This window comes from Moorena producens 3L, assembly GCF_000211815.1.
In the GTDB taxonomy this organism is placed as follows: domain Bacteria; phylum Cyanobacteriota; class Cyanobacteriia; order Cyanobacteriales; family Coleofasciculaceae; genus Moorena; species Moorena producens.
Genome location: NZ_GL890832.1, coordinates 22181 through 42378 on the forward strand (window position 1 = coordinate 22181; position 20198 = coordinate 42378).

9 protein-coding genes are annotated in these 20198 nt (G+C 44.2%); 6 read left to right on the forward strand and 3 right to left on the reverse strand.

The genetic code is table 11. The features are described from left to right. Window positions 1–150: 150 nt before the first annotated feature. Entirely contained in the window at window positions 151–837 is a 687-nt protein-coding gene (locus LYNGBM3L_RS05630; protein WP_044492336.1) for a response regulator transcription factor, read from the forward strand. Between the two features lie 74 nt (window positions 838–911). On the opposite strand, the gene LYNGBM3L_RS05635 is transcribed toward LYNGBM3L_RS05630, so the two are convergent. After that, window positions 912–1946, reverse strand: coding sequence for a hypothetical protein (locus LYNGBM3L_RS05635; RefSeq protein WP_075873653.1), 1035 nt, complete (start codon window positions 1944–1946; stop codon window positions 912–914). 374 nt (window positions 1947–2320) lie between these two features. On the opposite strand from LYNGBM3L_RS05635, the gene LYNGBM3L_RS05640 reads away from it, so the two are divergent. The 5 genes from LYNGBM3L_RS05640 (at window position 2321) to LYNGBM3L_RS05655 (ending at window position 15875) form a co-directional block, all read left to right on the forward strand. Next, window positions 2321–3658, forward strand: a complete 1338-nt coding sequence (locus tag LYNGBM3L_RS05640; protein WP_008180128.1) for a KamA family radical SAM protein — start codon at window positions 2321–2323, stop codon at window positions 3656–3658. 941 nt (window positions 3659–4599) lie between these two features. Next, on the forward strand, window positions 4600–4722 hold the full coding sequence (locus LYNGBM3L_RS48395) for a hypothetical protein (RefSeq protein ID WP_008180130.1): 123 nt from the start codon (window positions 4600–4602) through the stop codon (window positions 4720–4722). A gap of 347 nt (window positions 4723–5069) precedes the next feature. Next, complete coding sequence (locus LYNGBM3L_RS05645) at window positions 5070–6188, forward strand: tetratricopeptide repeat protein (RefSeq protein ID WP_008180131.1); 1119 nt, start codon at window positions 5070–5072, stop codon at window positions 6186–6188. Window positions 6189–6599: 411 nt separating this feature from the next. Beyond that, window positions 6600–12722 (forward strand): two-partner secretion domain-containing protein, encoded by a 6123-nt coding sequence (locus tag LYNGBM3L_RS05650; protein ID WP_008180133.1) that lies wholly within the window; start codon window positions 6600–6602, stop codon window positions 12720–12722. Window positions 12723–13037: 315 nt separating this feature from the next. Beyond that, window positions 13038–15875: a CHAT domain-containing protein gene (locus LYNGBM3L_RS05655; protein ID WP_008180135.1), complete on the forward strand. Its 2838-nt coding sequence runs from the start codon at window positions 13038–13040 to the stop codon at window positions 15873–15875. 327 nt (window positions 15876–16202) lie between these two features. On the opposite strand, the gene LYNGBM3L_RS05660 is transcribed toward LYNGBM3L_RS05655, so the two are convergent. Further along, complete coding sequence (locus tag LYNGBM3L_RS05660) at window positions 16203–17057, reverse strand: DUF928 domain-containing protein (protein WP_044492329.1); 855 nt, start codon at window positions 17055–17057, stop codon at window positions 16203–16205. Between the two features lie 511 nt (window positions 17058–17568). Continuing rightward, window positions 17569–19866, reverse strand: a complete 2298-nt coding sequence (locus LYNGBM3L_RS05665) for a CHASE2 domain-containing protein (protein ID WP_008180141.1) — start codon at window positions 19864–19866, stop codon at window positions 17569–17571. Between the last annotated feature and the right edge of the window lie 332 nt (window positions 19867–20198).

Sequence of the window (20198 nt, forward strand, 5' to 3'; positions counted from 1 at the left end):
GTTCATGTAGGGTGGGCAGTGCACCAGACAGATAATCAAGCTTGCAAAGCCCGTTGGTAGGCACTGCCCACCCTAGGATTAATGACAATGGTGCAAGATCTCAGTCTAAATTGCGCTACACTAAGGGTAGTAGGGGTTAAGGAAGTAGCGATGTCAGCAAAACTCTTATTGGTAGACGACGAACCAGGAGTAAGGGAAGCGGTCAAGGAGTATTTGGCAGAATTTGGTTTTACTGTACAGGTTGCCAGCAATGCTAATGATGCTTGGCAGATGTTACAGCAAAACACACCCGAGCTAGTAATTTCTGACATCATGATGCCTAAAGTAGATGGGTATCAATTCCTACAGCAACTTCGAGATGATCCCCGTTTTAAAGCACTTCCAGTAGTGTTTCTGACAGCCCGTGGCATGACCTCAGATCGAATTCAGGGTTATCAGGCCGGTTGTGATGCGTACCTACCGAAGCCCTTTGATCCAGATGAATTAGTCGCTATTGTTCAGAACCTCTTGGAGCGTCGCGCTGCTAGCTCTGAAGATAGTGTAGGCAGTACAGAGCTTGAGAAGATAGCGAAGCAGGTGGCTGAAATTCGCGCAATGTTAGACCAGAAGAATGGAATTGTCCAAACTCCTCCACCCTTGCGCATTGATTTTACAGCTAGAGAGCAGAGTGTCTTAGATTTGGTTGCCCAAGGGCTAATGAATAAAGAAATTGCCCGACGTTTAGAGACTAGTGTTCGTAATGTTGAGAAGTACGTCAGTCGTCTGTTTAGTAAAACCGGAACTAATAGCCGTACTGAGTTAGTTCGCTATGCTCTAGAACATGGTTTAACTAAGTGAAGGTTAAAGCATTTAGCTAGACTGAACTTTCACCGAAGTGGTTGAGCTTCCAGACTGGACTCATTTGGGATAGATCATTGCGGAGGGGTTGGCTTTGGTAGAAGCTGATTAAAGTCAATCTTAGATCCCACTCCCACAAATACTGCCACCAATAAACCTATTAAAATTACGAATAACTGCCAAGTGAATAAGAAGCGCTGAGCATGATCCATAACCTCAACCACTGTGGACACCAAAGTCCCTAGCCCCCTGCTAATCTGGTTTTTTAGCTGAGGTTGATTTTCCTCAGAATTTGCTTGAGAGCTAAGAATTTTAAATTCTGCCTTCAAACGACTAATCTCTTGCTCTAATTCTCTAATCCTTGTTTCTTCTGCTTTTAATTTTTTTTCTTTTGGATACTGATACTTTTCTTCTTCACTAAGCTTCCATATCCGATCAAACTCGTCGCTAAAAACATTGTAAAAATCTTTGCTACAATTAGGATCATCAATAATCATCATCCAGGGAAGATTAACTGCAGATTCTCCCACACAGAACCTTCCTTTGAGTAAAATGTTTTGAAAAAAGTACATTGGTCCACTGGGGACATCTGAATAGAGTAGAAGTCTCAACCCAAAATCCTTACCGTATTCGTGAATAAATTCCAATTTTGGTTTAACACCCTCCATACATGAGGGTAAAGGTCTTCTTTGCTGTGTTTCAGCCAAGTCTCTCATAGATACAATAATCTGCTCTAAACTATCCTCCATCTTTTTCATTGGCGACATCGGCTGTTGAAATGGATTCTTACTAATTGACTCAGCTCGATTACGTGCAAACTCACTGTAAGGGTCAGCTAAGAGTATTTGTATTCCTCCACTATTCTCGTTTTGAGCTCTAATCTCATTAGCTTTGCGAAAAGTTGATTGCAAAATTGTATAAGAATCATTCATCGATGTATCGAGCAACCTGAAATTTCGGAAGTTTGAGCCTATGTGGCCTGATTTTTTAAGTCCCGATAATACAAAATTGCAAAATTCCTCAATACTTTTTTCTGTATTGAAGTTAATGTCTACAATTCCATTAAGTGCTTTAAAAACCCAAAAATTTTCGGTATCTTTACTCATCATTTTTTATGTTCTTATGCTATGGATTTAGTGAACAATATAGCAACCGAAGTATAGTTGAGGACAAAGCATTTTGTTTTAAAGGGACTTCGGATCAGGGAGCAGGGAGCAGAAATATATCTTAACTTTTACTTTGACTACTATAAATTTAAATTGGTATCACCAAAAAAGCACTTACTATAAATTTAAATTGGTATCACCAAAAAAACTTGCAAAACCCTAATGAGGGGTGCATCTCACTGTCTTGATCCAGTCGCTCATGGGGTAAATACCCATGAGCGTGCTGCATGACTTTTGCAAAAATATGACCATTGATATGACCATTTAAGGCTAAAATACAACTTATGTTCCCTGAGTTATAGATTTACAACAAAAAGATGCACCCCTTAACCAGTAACCCGTTTAACAACATTGGTAGTCATGATATAGAGAACTTGCCCCAGCTACAAAAACTACCAAGTCATGAACGCCTGGCAATGAAAGCAGTAAGTAAGGTTTTTCCCTTTCGAGTAAATAACTATATTGTTGAGCAACTAATCGATTGGAACAATCTACCTGATGATCCGATTTTTCGCATGACCTTCCCTCATCCAGATATGTTAAACCCTGAAGACTTAAATCGAGTAATTAAGTTGCTGAAAACAAATGGATCGAAAGAAACTATCCGTAGAACTGTTGATGACATTCGCTCTCGTCTCAACCCACATCCTGGAGGACAAGTAGATTATAACGTGCCAAGGTTGGATGGTGAACTAATTTCTGGAATCCAACATAAATACCCAGATACCGTCCTCATTTTTCCTTCATCTGGTCAGGCTTGTCACGCCTATTGTCAATTTTGTTTTAGGTGGGCACAATTTGTAGATACGAACACTCACAAATTTACTACTCGTGAGTCAGGGAGGTTCCAAGACTACCTCCGCCAGCACAAAGAGGTAACTGATGTTGTGCTCACGGGCGGGGATCCTATGATTATGAGTGCCCGGAGGCTTTTTCAATATATTGAACCACTGCTAGACCCAGAATTTGAACACATCCAAACCATTCGCATTGGAACCAAGTCAGTTGCCTACTGGCCTTATCGTTACGTTACCGATCGAGATGCTGATGATGTGCTACGCTTGTTTGAGAAAATAGTTTACAGTGGGAAACATTTAGCTGTTATGGGTCACTACACCCACTGGCGAGAACTTGATACCCCAATTGCTCAGGAGGCGATTCGACGCATTCGCTCTACAGGAGCTCAGCTCCGTGCACAAAGTCCGTTACTCAAGCACGTAAATGATTCTGCTAGAGCCTGGAGAAAAATGTGGCAGATGCAGGTGCGACTAGGGTGCATTCCGTACTATATGTTTGTTGAGCGAGACACAGGACCAAAACACTACTTTGGAATACCCCTAGTACGTACTTGGGAAATTTTTCGCCATGCAATTAAAGGAGTATCCGGTCTTAGTCAAACTGTGCGAGGACCTGTAATGTCAGCATTGCCAGGTAAAGTGCTTATCAGTGGAGTTGCCCACATTATGGGAGAAAGGGTATTTGTTCTCTCGTTTATTCGGGGGCGGGATCCTAATTGGTGCAAGGTGCCATTCTTTGCCCACTATGACCCTGAAGCCACCTGGTTTGGTGAGCTAGCCCCAGCGTTCGGCGAAAAAGAGTTTTTCTATGAAAAGGAGCTGGAGAAAATAACTAGGGCGCGTCTGCAAATTCAATAGTCAGCTTAACGAGTAAAGAGATCCCTAAGCAAGGAAAGGGATCACTGATGGGTAAGACCCGAGGTATTACTATGATCAAAAAAATCTGATTGATATTTATGGCGGTTTGCGTGTAACTTAAATAAGCTGTTAGATATTTTTAATGCACAACAGCTTAATTTCTTTTTAGCCAGAAAATCGGCGTTGCTGATTATGCGTATGGTTTTGCCCCCCTAGCCCCCCAATTCTGGGGGGAACAAAACTATGAAAGTCCCCCAGAATTGGGGGATTTAGGGGGCTTTAATAAAACCAAATTATCGCACATTCATTCCTTAATTCAGCAACGCCAGAAAATCTGCCTCAGGCTCATATTTGCTGGTATTGTTGACTCATCTAGAGCGCTGTATCTGACGCTGTAACTGTCGGACATCTTTTTCTTATTTTGGGACATTTTCAGCAAAATACGATTACTCTGGCTGGTTAAGCCTGATTAAGCCACACTTCATTAATAATGATTCGGAGATACCTTCTTTGGGTCCCCATGAGTTATTGCCTACTATTACACCAGTTTAGGCTACCAGTGTTTTCGCTTTCGACCCCCCTTGATCCATGGATTGGTTAGTTCCTATCAGTAGGGGTAGGGCTGTGACTCGGATTATACTCCGGCTGGACTTGGAGCAGGATAGTTATCAAGTTGTCTAGGTTGATTTTACCCGCAGGAGCTAATCCCCGAAATTGTTACAGGATAAGGTTTATAGCTAACGAATCTCACTAATTGGTGTATGAATGGTATTTCCATTAAATCATATTCCCTTCGGCTAAAGAGCAAACTAGAACACACTTTAGTTATTATTAACTTAAGTAAAGTTAAGTTAAGAGACTTTGCATTTTCTTATCAACCTTGGCAAAAGTTTGTTATCGTTCATTATCGGCATACATAACTTTAAGAAAGGACAACAGACATGAAGACTTCTCAAACTCCCAACCATTTGGGTCAATCAGTGGCTCTAGGTCTGGTTTTAGTCGTAGCGAGTGTTGGTATTTTCATCTTGATGATGGTCCAAAGTGGTGCTTTGCAATCTTAATAATCGTTATGGATCAGGCTTGCCATCCCTGGTTCAACTTTTCGTGAAACTGAAGAAGCCCACCTATAGCGCTATAGGTGGGTCATAAAAAAGACATCTAAAAGACATCTACATATATAGATCTAAAAGAAGATTGTTAAGTTATCAAAATTTAAGCTTGACATCCTTGAACACTAACCCTTCCGGTCTACACCGGAAGGGTTATTATCATAAGTTGACCAGAAGCAAACCCGTAGCTTAACATAAGTTAACCAAAATTTATCCCAACTAACCCTTCCCGATTAGCGGGTGTTCATGGTAAAACTCATCAGTAAGTGAACCTCCCAAAGTACACTAACCTGATGACGATGAAAAAATTGACCTTGCTAAAGCAAACTTTGTTCCTCCTTCTTAGCTTATTTTTTTCCGTAGTGGCAACCCCCCTGCCAGAAATTGCTGAAGCAATGCCAACTCTGGTATCTAGCCGACAGCAGTATAATCCACAGCTCAATGACCTTCTTCATCAAGCACGAGAGTTGGTAGATGCGGGTGACTATCAGGGAGCTGTTGCTGTTTACGAAGAAGCAGCTAAGCTGGAACAAGGAAACCCTAAGATTTTTTCGGGCATTGGCTACTTACAAGCAAGTCTGGGCAAATTCCAAGAAGCTGCCGCCGCTTACAAAAAAGCGATCGCACTCCAGCCAGAAAATCCTAATTTCCATTACGCACTGGGTTACAGTCTCGCCAATGCTGGGGACAATGCTGGTGCTGCTACGGCCTATCGTCGTGCCACTAGACTTAACCGGGATAATATTAACGCCTATTTTGGTTTGGCCATTACCCTGCTACGTCAAAAGGACTATCAACGGGCCATAGAAACCTATGAAAAAATCCTGGAAATTGAGCCAGACAACCTAACAGTATACCAGTTAATCGGTGCAGCTTGGTTAGAGCAGGAAAATTCCGAAGAAGCCATTAAAGTGTTCCAAAAAGCAGCGGAAATTGCTCCGAACGAAACCCGTATCCAACTAAGTTTGGGCACAGCTTGGTTGATTCATGGGGATGAGATGGCTGGACTGGCGGCTTTTGAAAAAGCAGTGAAATTAGCCCCTCGTAATCCTGAAATTCACCTCCAAATCGGTCAAATTCTGGAATCAAGAGGGAATTTATCCAAGGCCCTCAAAGCATTTCGGCGAGCAGCTTCTGCCAAACCTGATTTAGTAGAAGCACAGGAGTACATCGGGAAAATTCTTCTAGCCCAAGAACAATACGTACCAGCAGTAGTGACCTATAGACGTTTAATTGAACTGGCTCCGAAAAATGCCCAAGCTCACTATAACCTAGGAGTAGCCTTAAAAAAACGTTCTCGCGTCACCGAAGCCCTCACTGCTATAGAAAAAGCCCTAGAACTTTACCAGAGTCAACGGGATAACGAAGGGATTGAGCAGACCGAGTCTCTGCTGAAGCAACTGCAAGAGTTTCTATAAGGATCAGTCAGTGAGGGAATCATATTAAGTCCTGATAATTACCCTTAATCAAAATCTAGCTCATCTGTCCATCTCCCTATCTCCCCATCAATCTCTTTGATTTTAGGTATTCAACCGGACTTGAGATTAGGGGATAGAATTGCTATGGCTCAAGGCAACTTGAGACTATAGGGCATTGCGCGATCGCAATAACCGTAACAAAAGTATCAATCCGCACCACTGTCTTGATGCAATAGCGAGTGGGGGAAACCCCCTTTGGCCGACTGCATCGCTTCCGTAAATTTTTGTTAAAGATAACCTAAAAATTCCGTAAACTCCCTGGCTTTCCCAGGAAAATAATAATATATAGGTCAAGTTACTTGACTGCTATCGGTACTCCAGACAACTAGCTAGTTGTGGAGAGGCGGACAGATGAATAATCAGCAAAGTAAGTCCTCAACCAGAGGGCTAGGGATATTGCCCTTAACTGAAAAAGCCCTAACCCTAATCGGATGGGTGGTTATTGCTTTTTCTGGGAACTATGCTTTAGCCCAGATTACCCCGGATCAAACCTTGGGTAATGAATCTTCAGTGGTAACACCAAATGCAACGATTAGGGGAGAGCCAGGGGATTTGATTGAAGGGGGAGCAGCGCGAGGTAGTAACCTGTTCCATAGCTTTCAAGATTTTAACGTTGGTCAGCTACAGCGGGTTTACTTTGCCAATCCAGCCGGAATCGAGAACATTCTCTCTCGGGTGACCGGGAGTAATATCTCCAACATTCTAGGCACTCTTGGTGTCGATGGTGGAGCGAATCTGTTTTTACTCAATCCCAATGGCATTGTGTTTGGCCAGAATGCCAGGTTGGATGTGGCAGGTTCCTTTTTCGCCAGTACAGCCAATAGTTTAGTGTTCAACAACGGTACAGAATTCAGTGCCACTAATCCACAAGCCCCCCCTTTATTGAGTATTAATATTACTCCGGGATTACAGTATGGCTTGAATCACCCCAAACCCACCAAAATCACTAACGCTGGTTATTTAGTAGTGGGGCAAGACCTCACCCTAGCTGCTGGCCATCTTGACTTACAAGGTCAACTAATTGCTGGGGGAGATTTGACACTCCATGCAGAAGATACAGTTCAAATAAGGGATAGTATCGGGCAACCATTTATAGCCGCTGCTGGCGGTAAGTTATTGATTCAGGGCAATCAAGGGGTGGATATATTTGCCTTGAACCATCCAGACAGTGGTCTTTTTTCCGGTGGAGATCTGGTTTTGCGGACGCAAAATACTGTTGCTGGTGATGCCCACTATTGGAGTGGTGGCAGTTTCCGGATTGAACAGCTCGATGGCAGCCTCGGAGATTTATTTAGTCCCGATGACCCGATAATTCGCTCAGTTGGGGATGTTAGTTTCAACAGCTATCTAGGAACCTCCCTACATATCGTGGCAGGGGGAGCGGTAGAGATCGGCTCTGTGATTATTACAGGTAATGAAACAGGTACAGAAGGAATAGACTTTATTTCCGAAGCCATTACCTTATCTAATGGCACAGTAGTGGATATTAATGGTCAGACTGAACCGACTCTTGATGTTCGTGCTGGAGTAGATCCGAATCAAGTTGGTATCCCTGGACTGACAGGCAACCAATTCTTTGGTGACTTGTTCAATTTGAATCTCTTTGGCAGACCCACTATTACCAATACTGCCACCAGTGCAGATATTAAAATCGGCACGATCGCTTTTGCTAATGTCAATATATTAGACTTGTTGTTCCAAAACATATCTGCCAATGATCTGTTGGCAGGAAAGGTTTTGCTCACCAATCAGTACAAGCCTAATCCTTCACTAGCAGGAGATATTGAAGTTTCAGCTACTCTAGGTTCGTTAGTGCCAACTCTGGCAAATCTAGCCATTCAGAACGGTGAAGTATTAAAGGGAGGGTCAGTTACTATCGATTCTCGCGGTAGCATTACTCTCAACGGTATAGTTAATACCATTGCTATTCCAAATAATGACCCGTCTAATCCTATTCCAAATGACGATCCGTCTAAGCTTTTCTCTGGCAATGGGGGTGATGTCACGTTTTTGGCCAATGATAACATCACCCTCAATCCAGGTTCTTTCATTGCTTCTGCTGGAATAGAGGGAGGTAAGATCACCCTCAACAGCGGTAGCAACTTTTTGCTTGATGACTCTGGTGTTGTTACTGTTACAACTGGGGCAGGTGTAGGAGGAAATTTAATTGTCAATGCCCCTGAGTCAGTGACATTAATTAATAGAGAAGGGTCAGGCTTCAGCAATTTGGGGGAATTGGTCACCAACTTCACCAATTCCAACTTGCTAGAACGGCTCCTAGGTTTCAATGGGTCTGGCTTGGCAACGGTTACAACTGGACCAGGGAATTCTGGAGACTTAACCATTAACACCAGAACCTTGAGTATCCAAAACCAAGCCCAAAACCAAGAATCAGGCAGTCTAGCTGGAGCTACTACTATCGCTTTAAGTGGTAGTAGTGGCAAGAGTGGAGATTTAACTGTTAACGCTGAGTCCGTGGAAATTGTCGGTAACGAAACGGGTCCATTTATCCCTACTCCTAACGAACGGCTAGCCTTGGCTATCAGAGATATTCCCACAGGGTTGACGACTGCTACTATCGGTAGTGGTAAGGGAGGGAACTTAACCATTAATACCCAAAGTTTAACGATTCAGGATGGAGCTGGAGTAACCACAGGAACTGTTGAAACAGATATAGAAAACCCAGGGGATGGGGGGAATTTAACCATAAATGCCACTGAGTCAGTGACATTGTCTGGTAAGGCGGCTTTGGCTACCGGTACCTTGAACTCATCTCAGGCAGGTGAGTTGAAGGTCAACACACCCACATTGACTCTCGGGGATGGAGCGGTAATTGCTGCTGATACCACTGGTTCAGGGGATGCTGGCGACTTAACGATTAATACCGAGCAACTTTTAGTACGTGATGGCTCCAGAATTGGAGCAGCAACAGGAAATACTGGTACGGGAGCCAAGATAACAGTCATTGCTTCGGACTTAGTCGAGTTAGTTGGCACTGCTGTCGATGATCAGAATACTGTAGTTCCTAGTGGAATATTCGCTAACTCTCAATTCATTAACGATGCTAGCAATCAACTTGGGGATGCTGGGAACATTAACATTGATACAGAAAAGTTGATTGTCCAGGATGGGGCAGTTGTATCGACTTCTACCCAAGGTGAGGGCATCGGTGGGGAGATAACTATTGATGTTAATACTCTCGAAATTACGACTGGTGGACAACTTCGCACCACAGCCTTTGGGGATGGTCGGGCTGGTAACATTACCCTGAATATCGATAAGACGGTGGTGATCGCAAATCCCAATAGCGGACTGTTAGCAGAGACTGAAGGGGCTGGGGCTGGTGGAACGATCACGATTAATACTCAAGACTTAACACTCCAAGATGAAGCACAGATTTCTGCATCTACCTCTGGTACAGGAACCTCTGGAAGCATTGTTGTTGAGAATGCTGACTCTGTCCAGCTTGCCGACAACAGCTCAATTTCAACGGAGGTAAAGGCTGGTGCAGAGGTAAACGCTAGCCCAGGGGAGGAAGTGGGTACGATTGATATTGAAACGCGATCGCTAAAATTAACCAATGGCTCTGACATAACTGCCAGTACTGCTGGTAACGGAGATGCGGGTAACATTGAGCTCAACGCCATAGATACCGTTTCATTAGCAAACGGTAGCACTATTTCCACTGCTGTAGAACCTACGGGGATGGGCAAGGGTGGACAGATCAAAATCCACACCGAGTTCTTGTATTTAAATAAAACTAATCAAGCTCAAACCAATCCCTCTCAAATAACTGCTAGCACCTCTGGGAAAGGGTCTGAAATCACATCGAGCACCTCTGGGATAGGGGATGCCGGTAGTATATTTATACTAGATGCTAAACAGGTTAACATTGATCACAACAGTTCCATATCCACAGCAGTAAATACTGGTGCAGTTGGGAAGGGTGGGGATGTGGAAATTGAAACCAAGTCTCTATCCCTCAACAATGAGTCGGAAATCCTAGCCAGTACTGCGGGTGTTGGGAATGGTGGCAATGTGGAAATTGGAACTGAGTCTCTATCCCTAGATAACAACTCGAAAATTGAAGCGAGTACTGCTGGTGAGGGAAATGCCGGTAGTATAGTTGTTAAAAATGCCGATTCGGTGACCCTCAATCAAAACAGTTCGATCTCTACAGAGGTGAAGGAGGGTGCAGTTGCCCAAAAAGACAACAATATTGCTATTGACAGCAATATTGATATTAAAACGCGTACGCTTACTTTAAACAATGACTCTAACATCACTGCCAGCACCTCTGGGATAGGGAATGCCGGTAGTATCACCATACAAGAAGCTCAACAGGTTGACCTTAATCGGAATAGTTCCATATCCACAGCAGTAAATACTAAAGCAGTAGGCAATGGTGGCAATGTCGATATTGAAACCAAGTCTCTATCCCTAGATCACACCTCGAAAATTGAAGCAAGTACTGCCGGTGTTGGCAATGCTGGTAGTATCACCATCCCAGATGCCGAGGAGGTTAACCTTAATCGGAATAGTTCCATATCCACAGCAGTAAACTCTGGAGCAGATGCTGAAAAAGCCGGTAATATTGATCTAAAAACGCGATCGCTAACATTAACCAATGGCGCTGAGATAACAGCTAGCACCACTGGGATAGGGGATGCCGGTAGTATCACTATACAAGAGGCTCAGCAGGTTGACCTTGATCTCAATAGTTCGATATCGACAGCAGTAAATACTGGTGCAGAGGGTAATGGTGGTAATGTCGATATTGAAACCAAGTCTCTATCCCTAGATCACATCTCGACCATTGAAGCGAATACTGCCGGTGTTGGCAATGGTGGCAATGTCGATATTGAAAGCAAGCATCTATCCCTGGACAATGAATCGAAAATCCTAGCTAGTACAGATAGTCAAGGGGATGCTGGTAGTATCACCATACAAGATGCTCAACAGGTTGACCTTGATCTCAACAGTTCCATTTCCACAGCAGTAAATACTGGAGCAGTTGGCAATGGTGGCAATGTCGATATTGAAACCAAGTCTCTATCCCTAGATCACACCTCGAAAATTGAAGCAAGTACTGCGGGTAACGGAAATGCCGGTAGTATCACAATCCCAGACGCTGAGGAGGTTTCCCTTAATCGGAATAGTTCGATTTCGACAGCAGTAAACACTGGTGCAGTTGGCAATGGTGGGGATGTAGATCTTAAAACGCGTACGCTAAAATTAACCAATGACTCTGAAATAACTGCCAGTACTGCTGGTGATGGAGATGCCGGTAACATCACCCTTCAGGCTGATCAAGTGACCATCCAGGGAGACTCACAGGTGTCAGCCACTACTTCCAGCGTTACCAATACTGACCGGGGTAAGGGTGGCAACATTAACATAATTGAGGCCAATCGGTTTGAGGCTACCGACGGTGGGAACGTCAGAACCACCACCGAAGGTAATAAGCAGGCTGGTAATATTACTCTGGAAGTACGTGATGATATAACTCTAGCTGGAGCTGGAAGTGGGTTGTTTGCCAACACTACTCGTGGTTCTAGCGGTGATGGTGGCAATATTTTCGTTGACCCCAGAACTTTGACCATTCGGGATAAAGCCAAGATAGCTGTAGATAGCCAAGGCCAGGGAAAAGGGGGCAGTATTACACTTGAGGCAGGCACACTCACCCTTAATAATAAAGCAGAGCTATCCGCAGAAACGGCTAGCACCCAAGGAGGTAATATTACCTTAACCATTGACGAGTTGTTGTTCTTGCGACGCAACAGTAAAATCTCTACTACCGCAGGCACTGCTCAAGCTGGTGGAAACGGCGGCAATATTGAGATTAATGCTCCCTTTATCCTAGGCATTCGTCAAGAAAATAGCGACATTACCGCTAATGCTTTTGAAGGCAATGGCGGCAATATCACAATCACCACCCAAGGTATCATTGGGCTAGAGTTCCGAGAAAAGCTCACCCCCCTCAGTGACATTACCGCTAGCTCTGAGTTTGGTCTAGATGGTACCGTCAACATCAATGCACCTGGAATTGACCCCAGCCGAGGGTTGTCGGAATTGCCAACCGATATAATTGATGCCTCTCAACTGATTGAAAAAAACCTCTGTGCTGCGGGTGAGGGGAGTGAATTTACTGCCACAGGTCGTGGTGGCTTACCGGTTTCTCCCAACGAAACCCTGAACCCCAATGCTACATGGGACGATTGGCGTATCACTGAGCAACCTCAAACTAGGATCAGAAGACGTCGGTCAAGGTCAAGGCAGCATCAACTACAGATTAATCAACCACAGACCAATAAACCTAAACCTAAACAAATTGTAGAAGCCCAAGGCTGGGTTATCGGTGCCAACGGGGAGGTAATTCTCACCGCTCATCCAGTCATAGTGACTCCGAAGGGTACCTGGTTACATAAAGTAGACTGTCCAATGCTTCACCAAACCTTTAAGCAGCTGCGGTGAGTTTTCCGGGGAAACCAGAGGATAGATCCCCCTCCCGTCCCCCTTAACAAGGGGGAAGCCAGAGGATAGATCCTCCTCCCGTCCCCCTTAACAAGATAGATCCTCCTCCCGTCCCCCTTAACAAGATAGATCCCCCTCCCGTCCCCCTTAACAAGGGGGAAGCCAGAGGATAGATCCTCCTCCCGTCCCCCTTAACAAGATAGATCCCCCTCCCGTCCCCCTTAACAAGGGGGAAGCTATGCGATCGCTTTTCCCTGTTCCCAGATCCGCTGTTCCCAGATCCGCTGTTCCCAACGCGAAAGATAACTCAGATAAATGAAGCGCCTGATTCAGTTTATTTTAATGACCTTGTTGGGGCTAATCTTAAGCCATGGTGTACACGCACTACCCTTCTCGGCTGGCCATCAGCCATCAGTCATTAGCACTCAGTCATTAGCAATCAGCCATCAGCAATCAGCCATCAGCAATCAGCCATCAGCACTCAGTAACAGTGAGCAGAACGCAACAGTAAGCAGGAGACAACAGGAAGCAGGAAGCACGAAGCACTACCTGCTGCTGGAAAAAGGCAAACAATATTACGATGCTGGCAAGTATTCTGATGCTGCACGAGTATTGCAGCAGGCGGCACAAGCTTATCAAGCCACAGGAGATATCCTCAACCAAGCCCAAGCCCTGCGTTTGCTGTCCTTAGTGACTCAGCAACTTGGGGAATGGGATCAAGCCCAAGCAGCCATTGACTCCAGTTTGTCGTTGCTAGAAACCGTATCCAGGGGAGGTGAGGGAGTATTGGCTAAAGTGTTGAACACTCAAGGGCGTTTGCAATTGGTACAGGGAAATGCTGAAGCTGCCCTGAACACCTGGCAAAATGCTGAAGCACTGTATGCTCAAGCCAATGATCGGGTTGGTGTGCTTGGTAGCCAGATTAATCAAGCCCAAGCGATGCAATCTTTGGGACTTTACCGTCGAGCCAAGAAGCTATTGACTCAGGTAAGACAAACCCTGCTGGCACAACCGGATTCTCCTCTAAAAGCTATTGGCTTACACAATCTTGGTAATGTGTTTCGCCAAGCAGGGGATTTAGAGCAATCTAAACAGACCTTAACCGAAAGTTGGAAAGTCGCACAACGAATACAATCTCCAGAATCCCAGAGTCAAGCGTTACTGAGTTTAGGTAATACTGAGCGAGCCTTAGCCACAAGAGCAAAAGACACGAATAACCACAAGGCATCCAAGCAGCATATCCAAGAGGCGATAACTCACTATCAACAAGCAGCAGCAACCACCACCTCACCCATTACCAAAATTCAAGCACAATTGAATCAGCTAAGTTTACTCATCGAGACAGACCAGGAGAAATCTGTTCAAGCGTTGTTGCCACAAATCCAGACATTGCTAACTAAATTACCATCCAGTAGAGCATCAGTTTACGCCCACGTAAATTTCGCTCAAAGTCTGATCTTGATCAGAAATCGAAAATTGCGTACGCAATTTACCAAACCAATTACCACGCAAATTCCCAATTTCCCAGACATTGCTCAACAACTCAACACTGCCATTGAGCAAGCTAAAACCCTAGAAGACAAACGAGCAGAATCCTATGCCCTGGGCACCCTTGGTAACTGGTTTGAACAAACCAAGGATTGGTCAAATGCCATAACCTTTACCAAGTCAGCGCTTCTGATTGCCCAAGGGATTAATGCACCGGATATTGCTTATCAGTGGCAGTGGCAAATGGGACGTCTACTTAAGGCTAAAGCCGAACAAGCCACTACCACCAGAAATAGTAATACCGAAGCAGTAACGGAAGTAATCCAGGATGCGATCGCTTATTATACCCAAGCCTCTAATACCTTAACGAATTTACGCAGTGATTTAGTTGCTCTCAATCCGGACATCCAGTTTTCCTTCCGAGAACAAGTAGAGCCTGTTTATCGAGAGTTAGTTGATTTACTCTTGCGTTCTCCTGAACCGAGTAACGATAATCTCAAAAAGGCCCGTAAGGTTATTGAAGCACTCCAGCTTGCTGAAATCGACAACTTTTTTCGAGACGCCTGCGCCAAGCCAGAAAAAGTCAACATTGATAATGTAGACCCTAGAGCAGCGGTGATTTACCCGATTATCTTAAAAGACGGCTTAGCGGTAATCCTCAAATTGCCTAAGCAAAATGACTTGGTGTACTCTTTCCATCAAAACATATCAGACGATCAAGTAGACGAAGCGGTCAAAAAGTTCCAAGAAATCATAACCAAACCTACCGGTGCTAATCACACTATCAAAAAAGAATTACCCCAAATTTATGACTTGCTAATCAGACCCTTTGAAGAAGAACTAGAGACTAACCGTGACAGAGACCAAAGCCCAATAAAAACCCTAGTATTTATCCTAGATGGGTCATTACGAAATATTCCTGTAGCAGCCCTTTATGATCGAGAAAAGGACAAGTATTTAATAGAACGGTATGCTGTAGCTGTGACCCCTGGCTTACAGCTAGTGGACCCCAAACCATTGCCAAGGCAACAGCTCACAGCCCTAATTGCTGGAGCTACTAACGCTCCCAGCTTTAAAAAAGAAGGTTTAGGACCAATCGATAACGTCGCATTCGAGTTAACAAAAATTGGGGAACAGGTCAACCGTAGTCAGAAACTGCAAAATCAGGAATTTATCAAAGAAAACCTGCAAAATCAACTAACCGCAGCGTCTTTCAATGTTGTTCATATTGCCACTCACGGCCAGTTCAGTTCCAACCCAGAGCAAACATTTATTTTAGACTGGGATGAACGCATCAAAGTCAAGGATTTAGATAACTTACTACGGATGAGTGACCCCAGTGGCACCACCCCCATTGAACTATTGTTACTGAGTGCTTGTCAGACTGCTACTGGGGACAAACGAGCGGCTTTAGGACTAGCTGGGATAGCGATTAGAGCAGGAGCACGCAGTACCCTAGCCACCTTGTGGCAAGTTAATGATGCCTCTACAGCGGAATTTATGAATCAGTTCTACCAACAGTTAAATAATCCACAGTTGACTAAAGCGGAAGCCCTGCGAAATGCTCAAATAGAGTTTCTAAAGATGGAAGAAGAAGATCCTAACAAAGACTACACTCTTCCTTATCATTGGGCACCATTTATTTTAGTTGGGAATTGGCTGTAGAATGTAGAATGTAGAATGTAGAATGTAGAATGTAGAATGTAGAATGTAGAATGTAGAATGTAGAATGTAGAATGTAGAAGGGAGAATGTAGAAGGGAGAAGGGAGAAGGGAGAAGGGAGAAGACAGAAGGGAGAAGGCAGAAGACAGAAGACAGAAGACAGAAGACAGAAGACAGAATTCTCAATTCTCAATTCTCAATTCTCAATTCTCAATTCTCAATTCTTAATTCTTAATTCTCAATTCTCAATTCTCAATTCTCAATTCTCAATTCTCAATTCTCAATTCTCAATTCTTAATTATAAAATTCCGACACTCTCCTCTTTTTCCCTATTTTTTAACCAGCACCGGTGTAATTTCCTCAAGGTTACCCAAAAGGGGTTGTTCAGATATGGTTTTCCCCAAACGAGGGGTCAATACCTCAGTCCAAGCTTCTTTAAGAGTCCTATCGTGGGGCTGTTGCCGCCTTAATTCAGCTAACTCAGTTAACTGATCAAACCATATGTCATGCTTATCATAAGCTGCGATTCTCTCTTGAAGAGTTTTCGCCTCATTTAAATCCTGTTCTAGGTCTGGAGAGTGGGCAACTCGTTTAACTCGTCCTTTGAAATAGACGGTTGTTGGTTTATTGGATAATTCCCAAGCAGGGCAATTGATCTCTATATTCCAACGATAGGTTTGACCAACTTCCAAGGAATTTACTTTCTCAGGAAGCCGAATACCCACAATGCCAGGCTTATCTAGTAGCTTGAAAGATGTTCGGTAAATATCTTTTTTACCATATTTATCCTGCAAGGAAAATTCTAAGGACGCTTCATCCTCTGAGTTATAATCTCCATCTTCTGAGGTATAAGGTAGATATATCCAAAAGGTTGGATAATCATGAGTAACCTTTAAATATGAATAATCTAAATTTGGCTGATAAAAACCTACTAAAGAAGTCAGTGTTGGAAGCTCTGCCTTGTATAGGCAAGGACCACGGGTTCCTGTACCCTGGGCAGCATCAGGAGTACCCTTGTCTGGGGGTTTGGGCTTGGTATACTCAATTGGTCCTTGTTGTGCTTGGCCAACATTGATGGATTGATCAGCTTCTACTCGGGAGACCAAGAAACAACTAATCCAGCCAACAACCATTAAATTAAAGGGAAATAGGTATTGAAGCCGAAATAATTTAGTTAACATCATCACTCAACCTTCAGATCAACATCGACAGATGTTTACCTGATATATCCAATTTTTGGATTCAGATTAACACCCCTGTATATCACCACTATTTCCAGATCAAAATCCGGTCAAGTGTTGTGATTAGTTATTAGTAATTAGTCATACCAAATCCGGGTTAAAAATCCCATTTATTCAGTATGCCTAGGGCGTGTTTTCAAAGTTTTCCGCAAGATTTAGATCCCCCCCAGCCCCCCGCGCGGAAGGGGGGAGCCATACTCAAAGTCCCCCTTTTTTAAGGGGGATTTAGGGGGATCTCCGAGGCAAGAAGACACGCCCTAGGCGCAACTTGTTAGTATCGCCCCAAGTTAGTATCGCCCCAAGCACTATAAGTCGCGGCTAAAGGGGGGTTATCAAAGGGGATTTTGGCTCATTGGTCATTGGTCATTTGTAACTATCAAGAGATTTAATGTAGCTCACCAAAGACTAATCACTAATGACGTAAGCATATGCTTACCTAATGACTAATGACGAGTCAATTACTTTGGTCACTTTGTAAACCAAAGTAAAGAACCACACTAGTAGCCACCAATGCTATAGTAGCGGGAATTAATGGCACCCAACCACCGGTTACTATCAGTAAAACCCAGCAACTTCCATATAAAACAACCAAAGCAGTTCCAGTACCCAATAGGACGGGACGCAGCACGTTAAAGTTTCCAGCAACCATACCCCCCACCACAGCCCAGCACCAAATCCACAGGGCTTCACCAGGCTCAGACCACCACCAAATTAATGGTCGATTATCCAGCACTGCACTGAGGATATGACTGATCATGTGAGCCTGAATTTCTATGCCAGTCATGGTCTTAAGAGAAAACTGACCACCACTGTAGGGTGTGCGCCACATATCATCGTTAAAACTCGGGGCAATGGTACCGATCACGACAATGCGATTCCTGACTAAGTCGGCATTGAAGTCATCCCTGAGAACCTCTCCAAGGGAAACGGTCTCAGCAATTTGATCGGAAGCTCGATAATTCAGTAATATTTGGTGACCACCGGACTTTAGATTGTGATATCCACCAGAATCCTTTTCTAGGGTCTTAAAAACTGTAGTGCCAAGCTTTAAGTAATTTTCTGTCACCTCCAACTGGATTGCTTGATCGGCCAGATAACCTGTTGCCAATTGGAAATTAAATGAGTAGTAGCTCTGACAAGGAGATGGTGACCCTACAGCCAACAGATGGCGACGGATAATGTCATCGGGGTCGAGTAAAACATTATTAAAGCCTTGGCGAACCTCTGGCACTTCTGGAGGTGGGGGAACTCCGGGGTCACCATAATGGCAGATGGCAAACAAGTGATCACTAGTTTGCATCCGAGTCGCTAAATCCTGGTATTCCCTTGCCACAGGATTCTCCCGATAAATATCCAAACCAATGGCACTCGGTTGATACTGTTCCAGCTTTGCCAGCAGTTTGGCCAAGGAACGATCGGATAAGGAGGCGGCTCTTCTTTCTTCCTTAGGTTGGGACTGCACATCCTTTTCAGTGATTGTGACTAATAACAGTCGTGGATCTGGTCCTTCATTGGGTCGCAGCCGCATCAACTGGTCAAACCCTTGCAGTTCCCAGGGCTGGAATAGGCCAAGCGATCGCACTACCATTACCAAGCTAGTGACCACTATGCTAGATAGCAGCACTCTCTGGAAACTAGGCCACTTGGGTTTCCGTTTTTCTTGCTCTTGGCACAAATCTGCCCAAGCTGGTGGTTCTTGTGCTAGATTCTGGTAAATTACTGGTAACCAACTGGCGCAGGGAAACTGACGCTCCAACCCCTGCAATCGCTCCCGTGCTTCCCGCGCTGCCAGATATAAAGACTTACCATTAGCAAATCCCTTCAAAAAATACTTCAAAAAGTTTTGAGCGACCTGATCTGGCACCAACTCCCGCATTATAATCATTTGGGGAATTTGTAAATCATGGAGTTTCCGTGCCAATCCCAACCCATCACAAGAATTAAAAATTGCCAGTTTTAAGCCCTGGGCCACGGCTTTTTTGAGGGCATACCACAGTTCATCAATGGTTAAGCTATCGGTGGGATTAATATAAATTCGACCTGTTTCCCCCTCTGTCTCACTATGTCCTGCGAAAAAGATAATATCCCAAGCTTGCTCCCATAACTGGTCATTGATTTCGTGATGTTTGGGCTCTACTAAAAAGACGGTTTCTGCATTAGGTAAATTCTCCAGCAGTTGTCGATCTGCCTTAATATCAATACCAGCACTATGACCTAAAATTGCTAAAATTCTCACTTTAGATTTCGAGGTAGGTGTAGGGAGTTGATGGGGTCGCTTAAACTGTGTTCCACTCAGAGCAACTTCAGCCTTGGGGTAACGGTCAAAAAAATCCCACAGATGCCAAGGCAGCTTTTGTAACTGGGTATTTTCCGTGCGAATCAGCACCCGAATGGTTTCCTCTGGGTTTAACTCTTCCCGTAATCGCTTATCAATGGGACGAAACTGTTCAGAATCCAGCCATCGTTTCAGTATATTACCTAACTCATGGGCTGAATCCCGACATTCCTTGAGCTGTTGGTTAATGGAACCACCATAGATAATTTTTCCGGGCTGGATTCTCGCGGGTGAACCTAGGCTCCGATATTTTTCGCGCCAATGGTATTGTAAGTAAGTAGTGAGTTGTGAAGCTGCAGGCAAGTAACCGGTCATTTCCAGTGTTGCGCGTGACCCTTCTTCAGCAATTTCTAAGCGTAACTGAAACCCCTGCTGCTGGGAATCACCATCTAGACTCAGGACAACTAACTTTCCCATTTTTGGTAATTAGTTATTAGGTATTAAGTATTAGGTATTAAGTATTAGGTATTAAGTATTAAGTATTAGCTATTAGCTATTAGCTATTAGCTATTAAGTATTAGGTATTAGGAATGGATAACAATCGTAATAATTCAGCTAATGCGCTACGCGCACGCTGCGCGAACAGCTTATGCGCTACGCGCACGCTGCGCGAACAGCTATCAGCTGATGCGCTACAGATGGTGCTACTTGAGGTGCTATCAGCTATCAGCTAAAGGCCAACGGCTGACCGCTGACCGCTGAATACTTACTAACAATCTTACCCATTCCCCCTTACTTGAGAATAAATT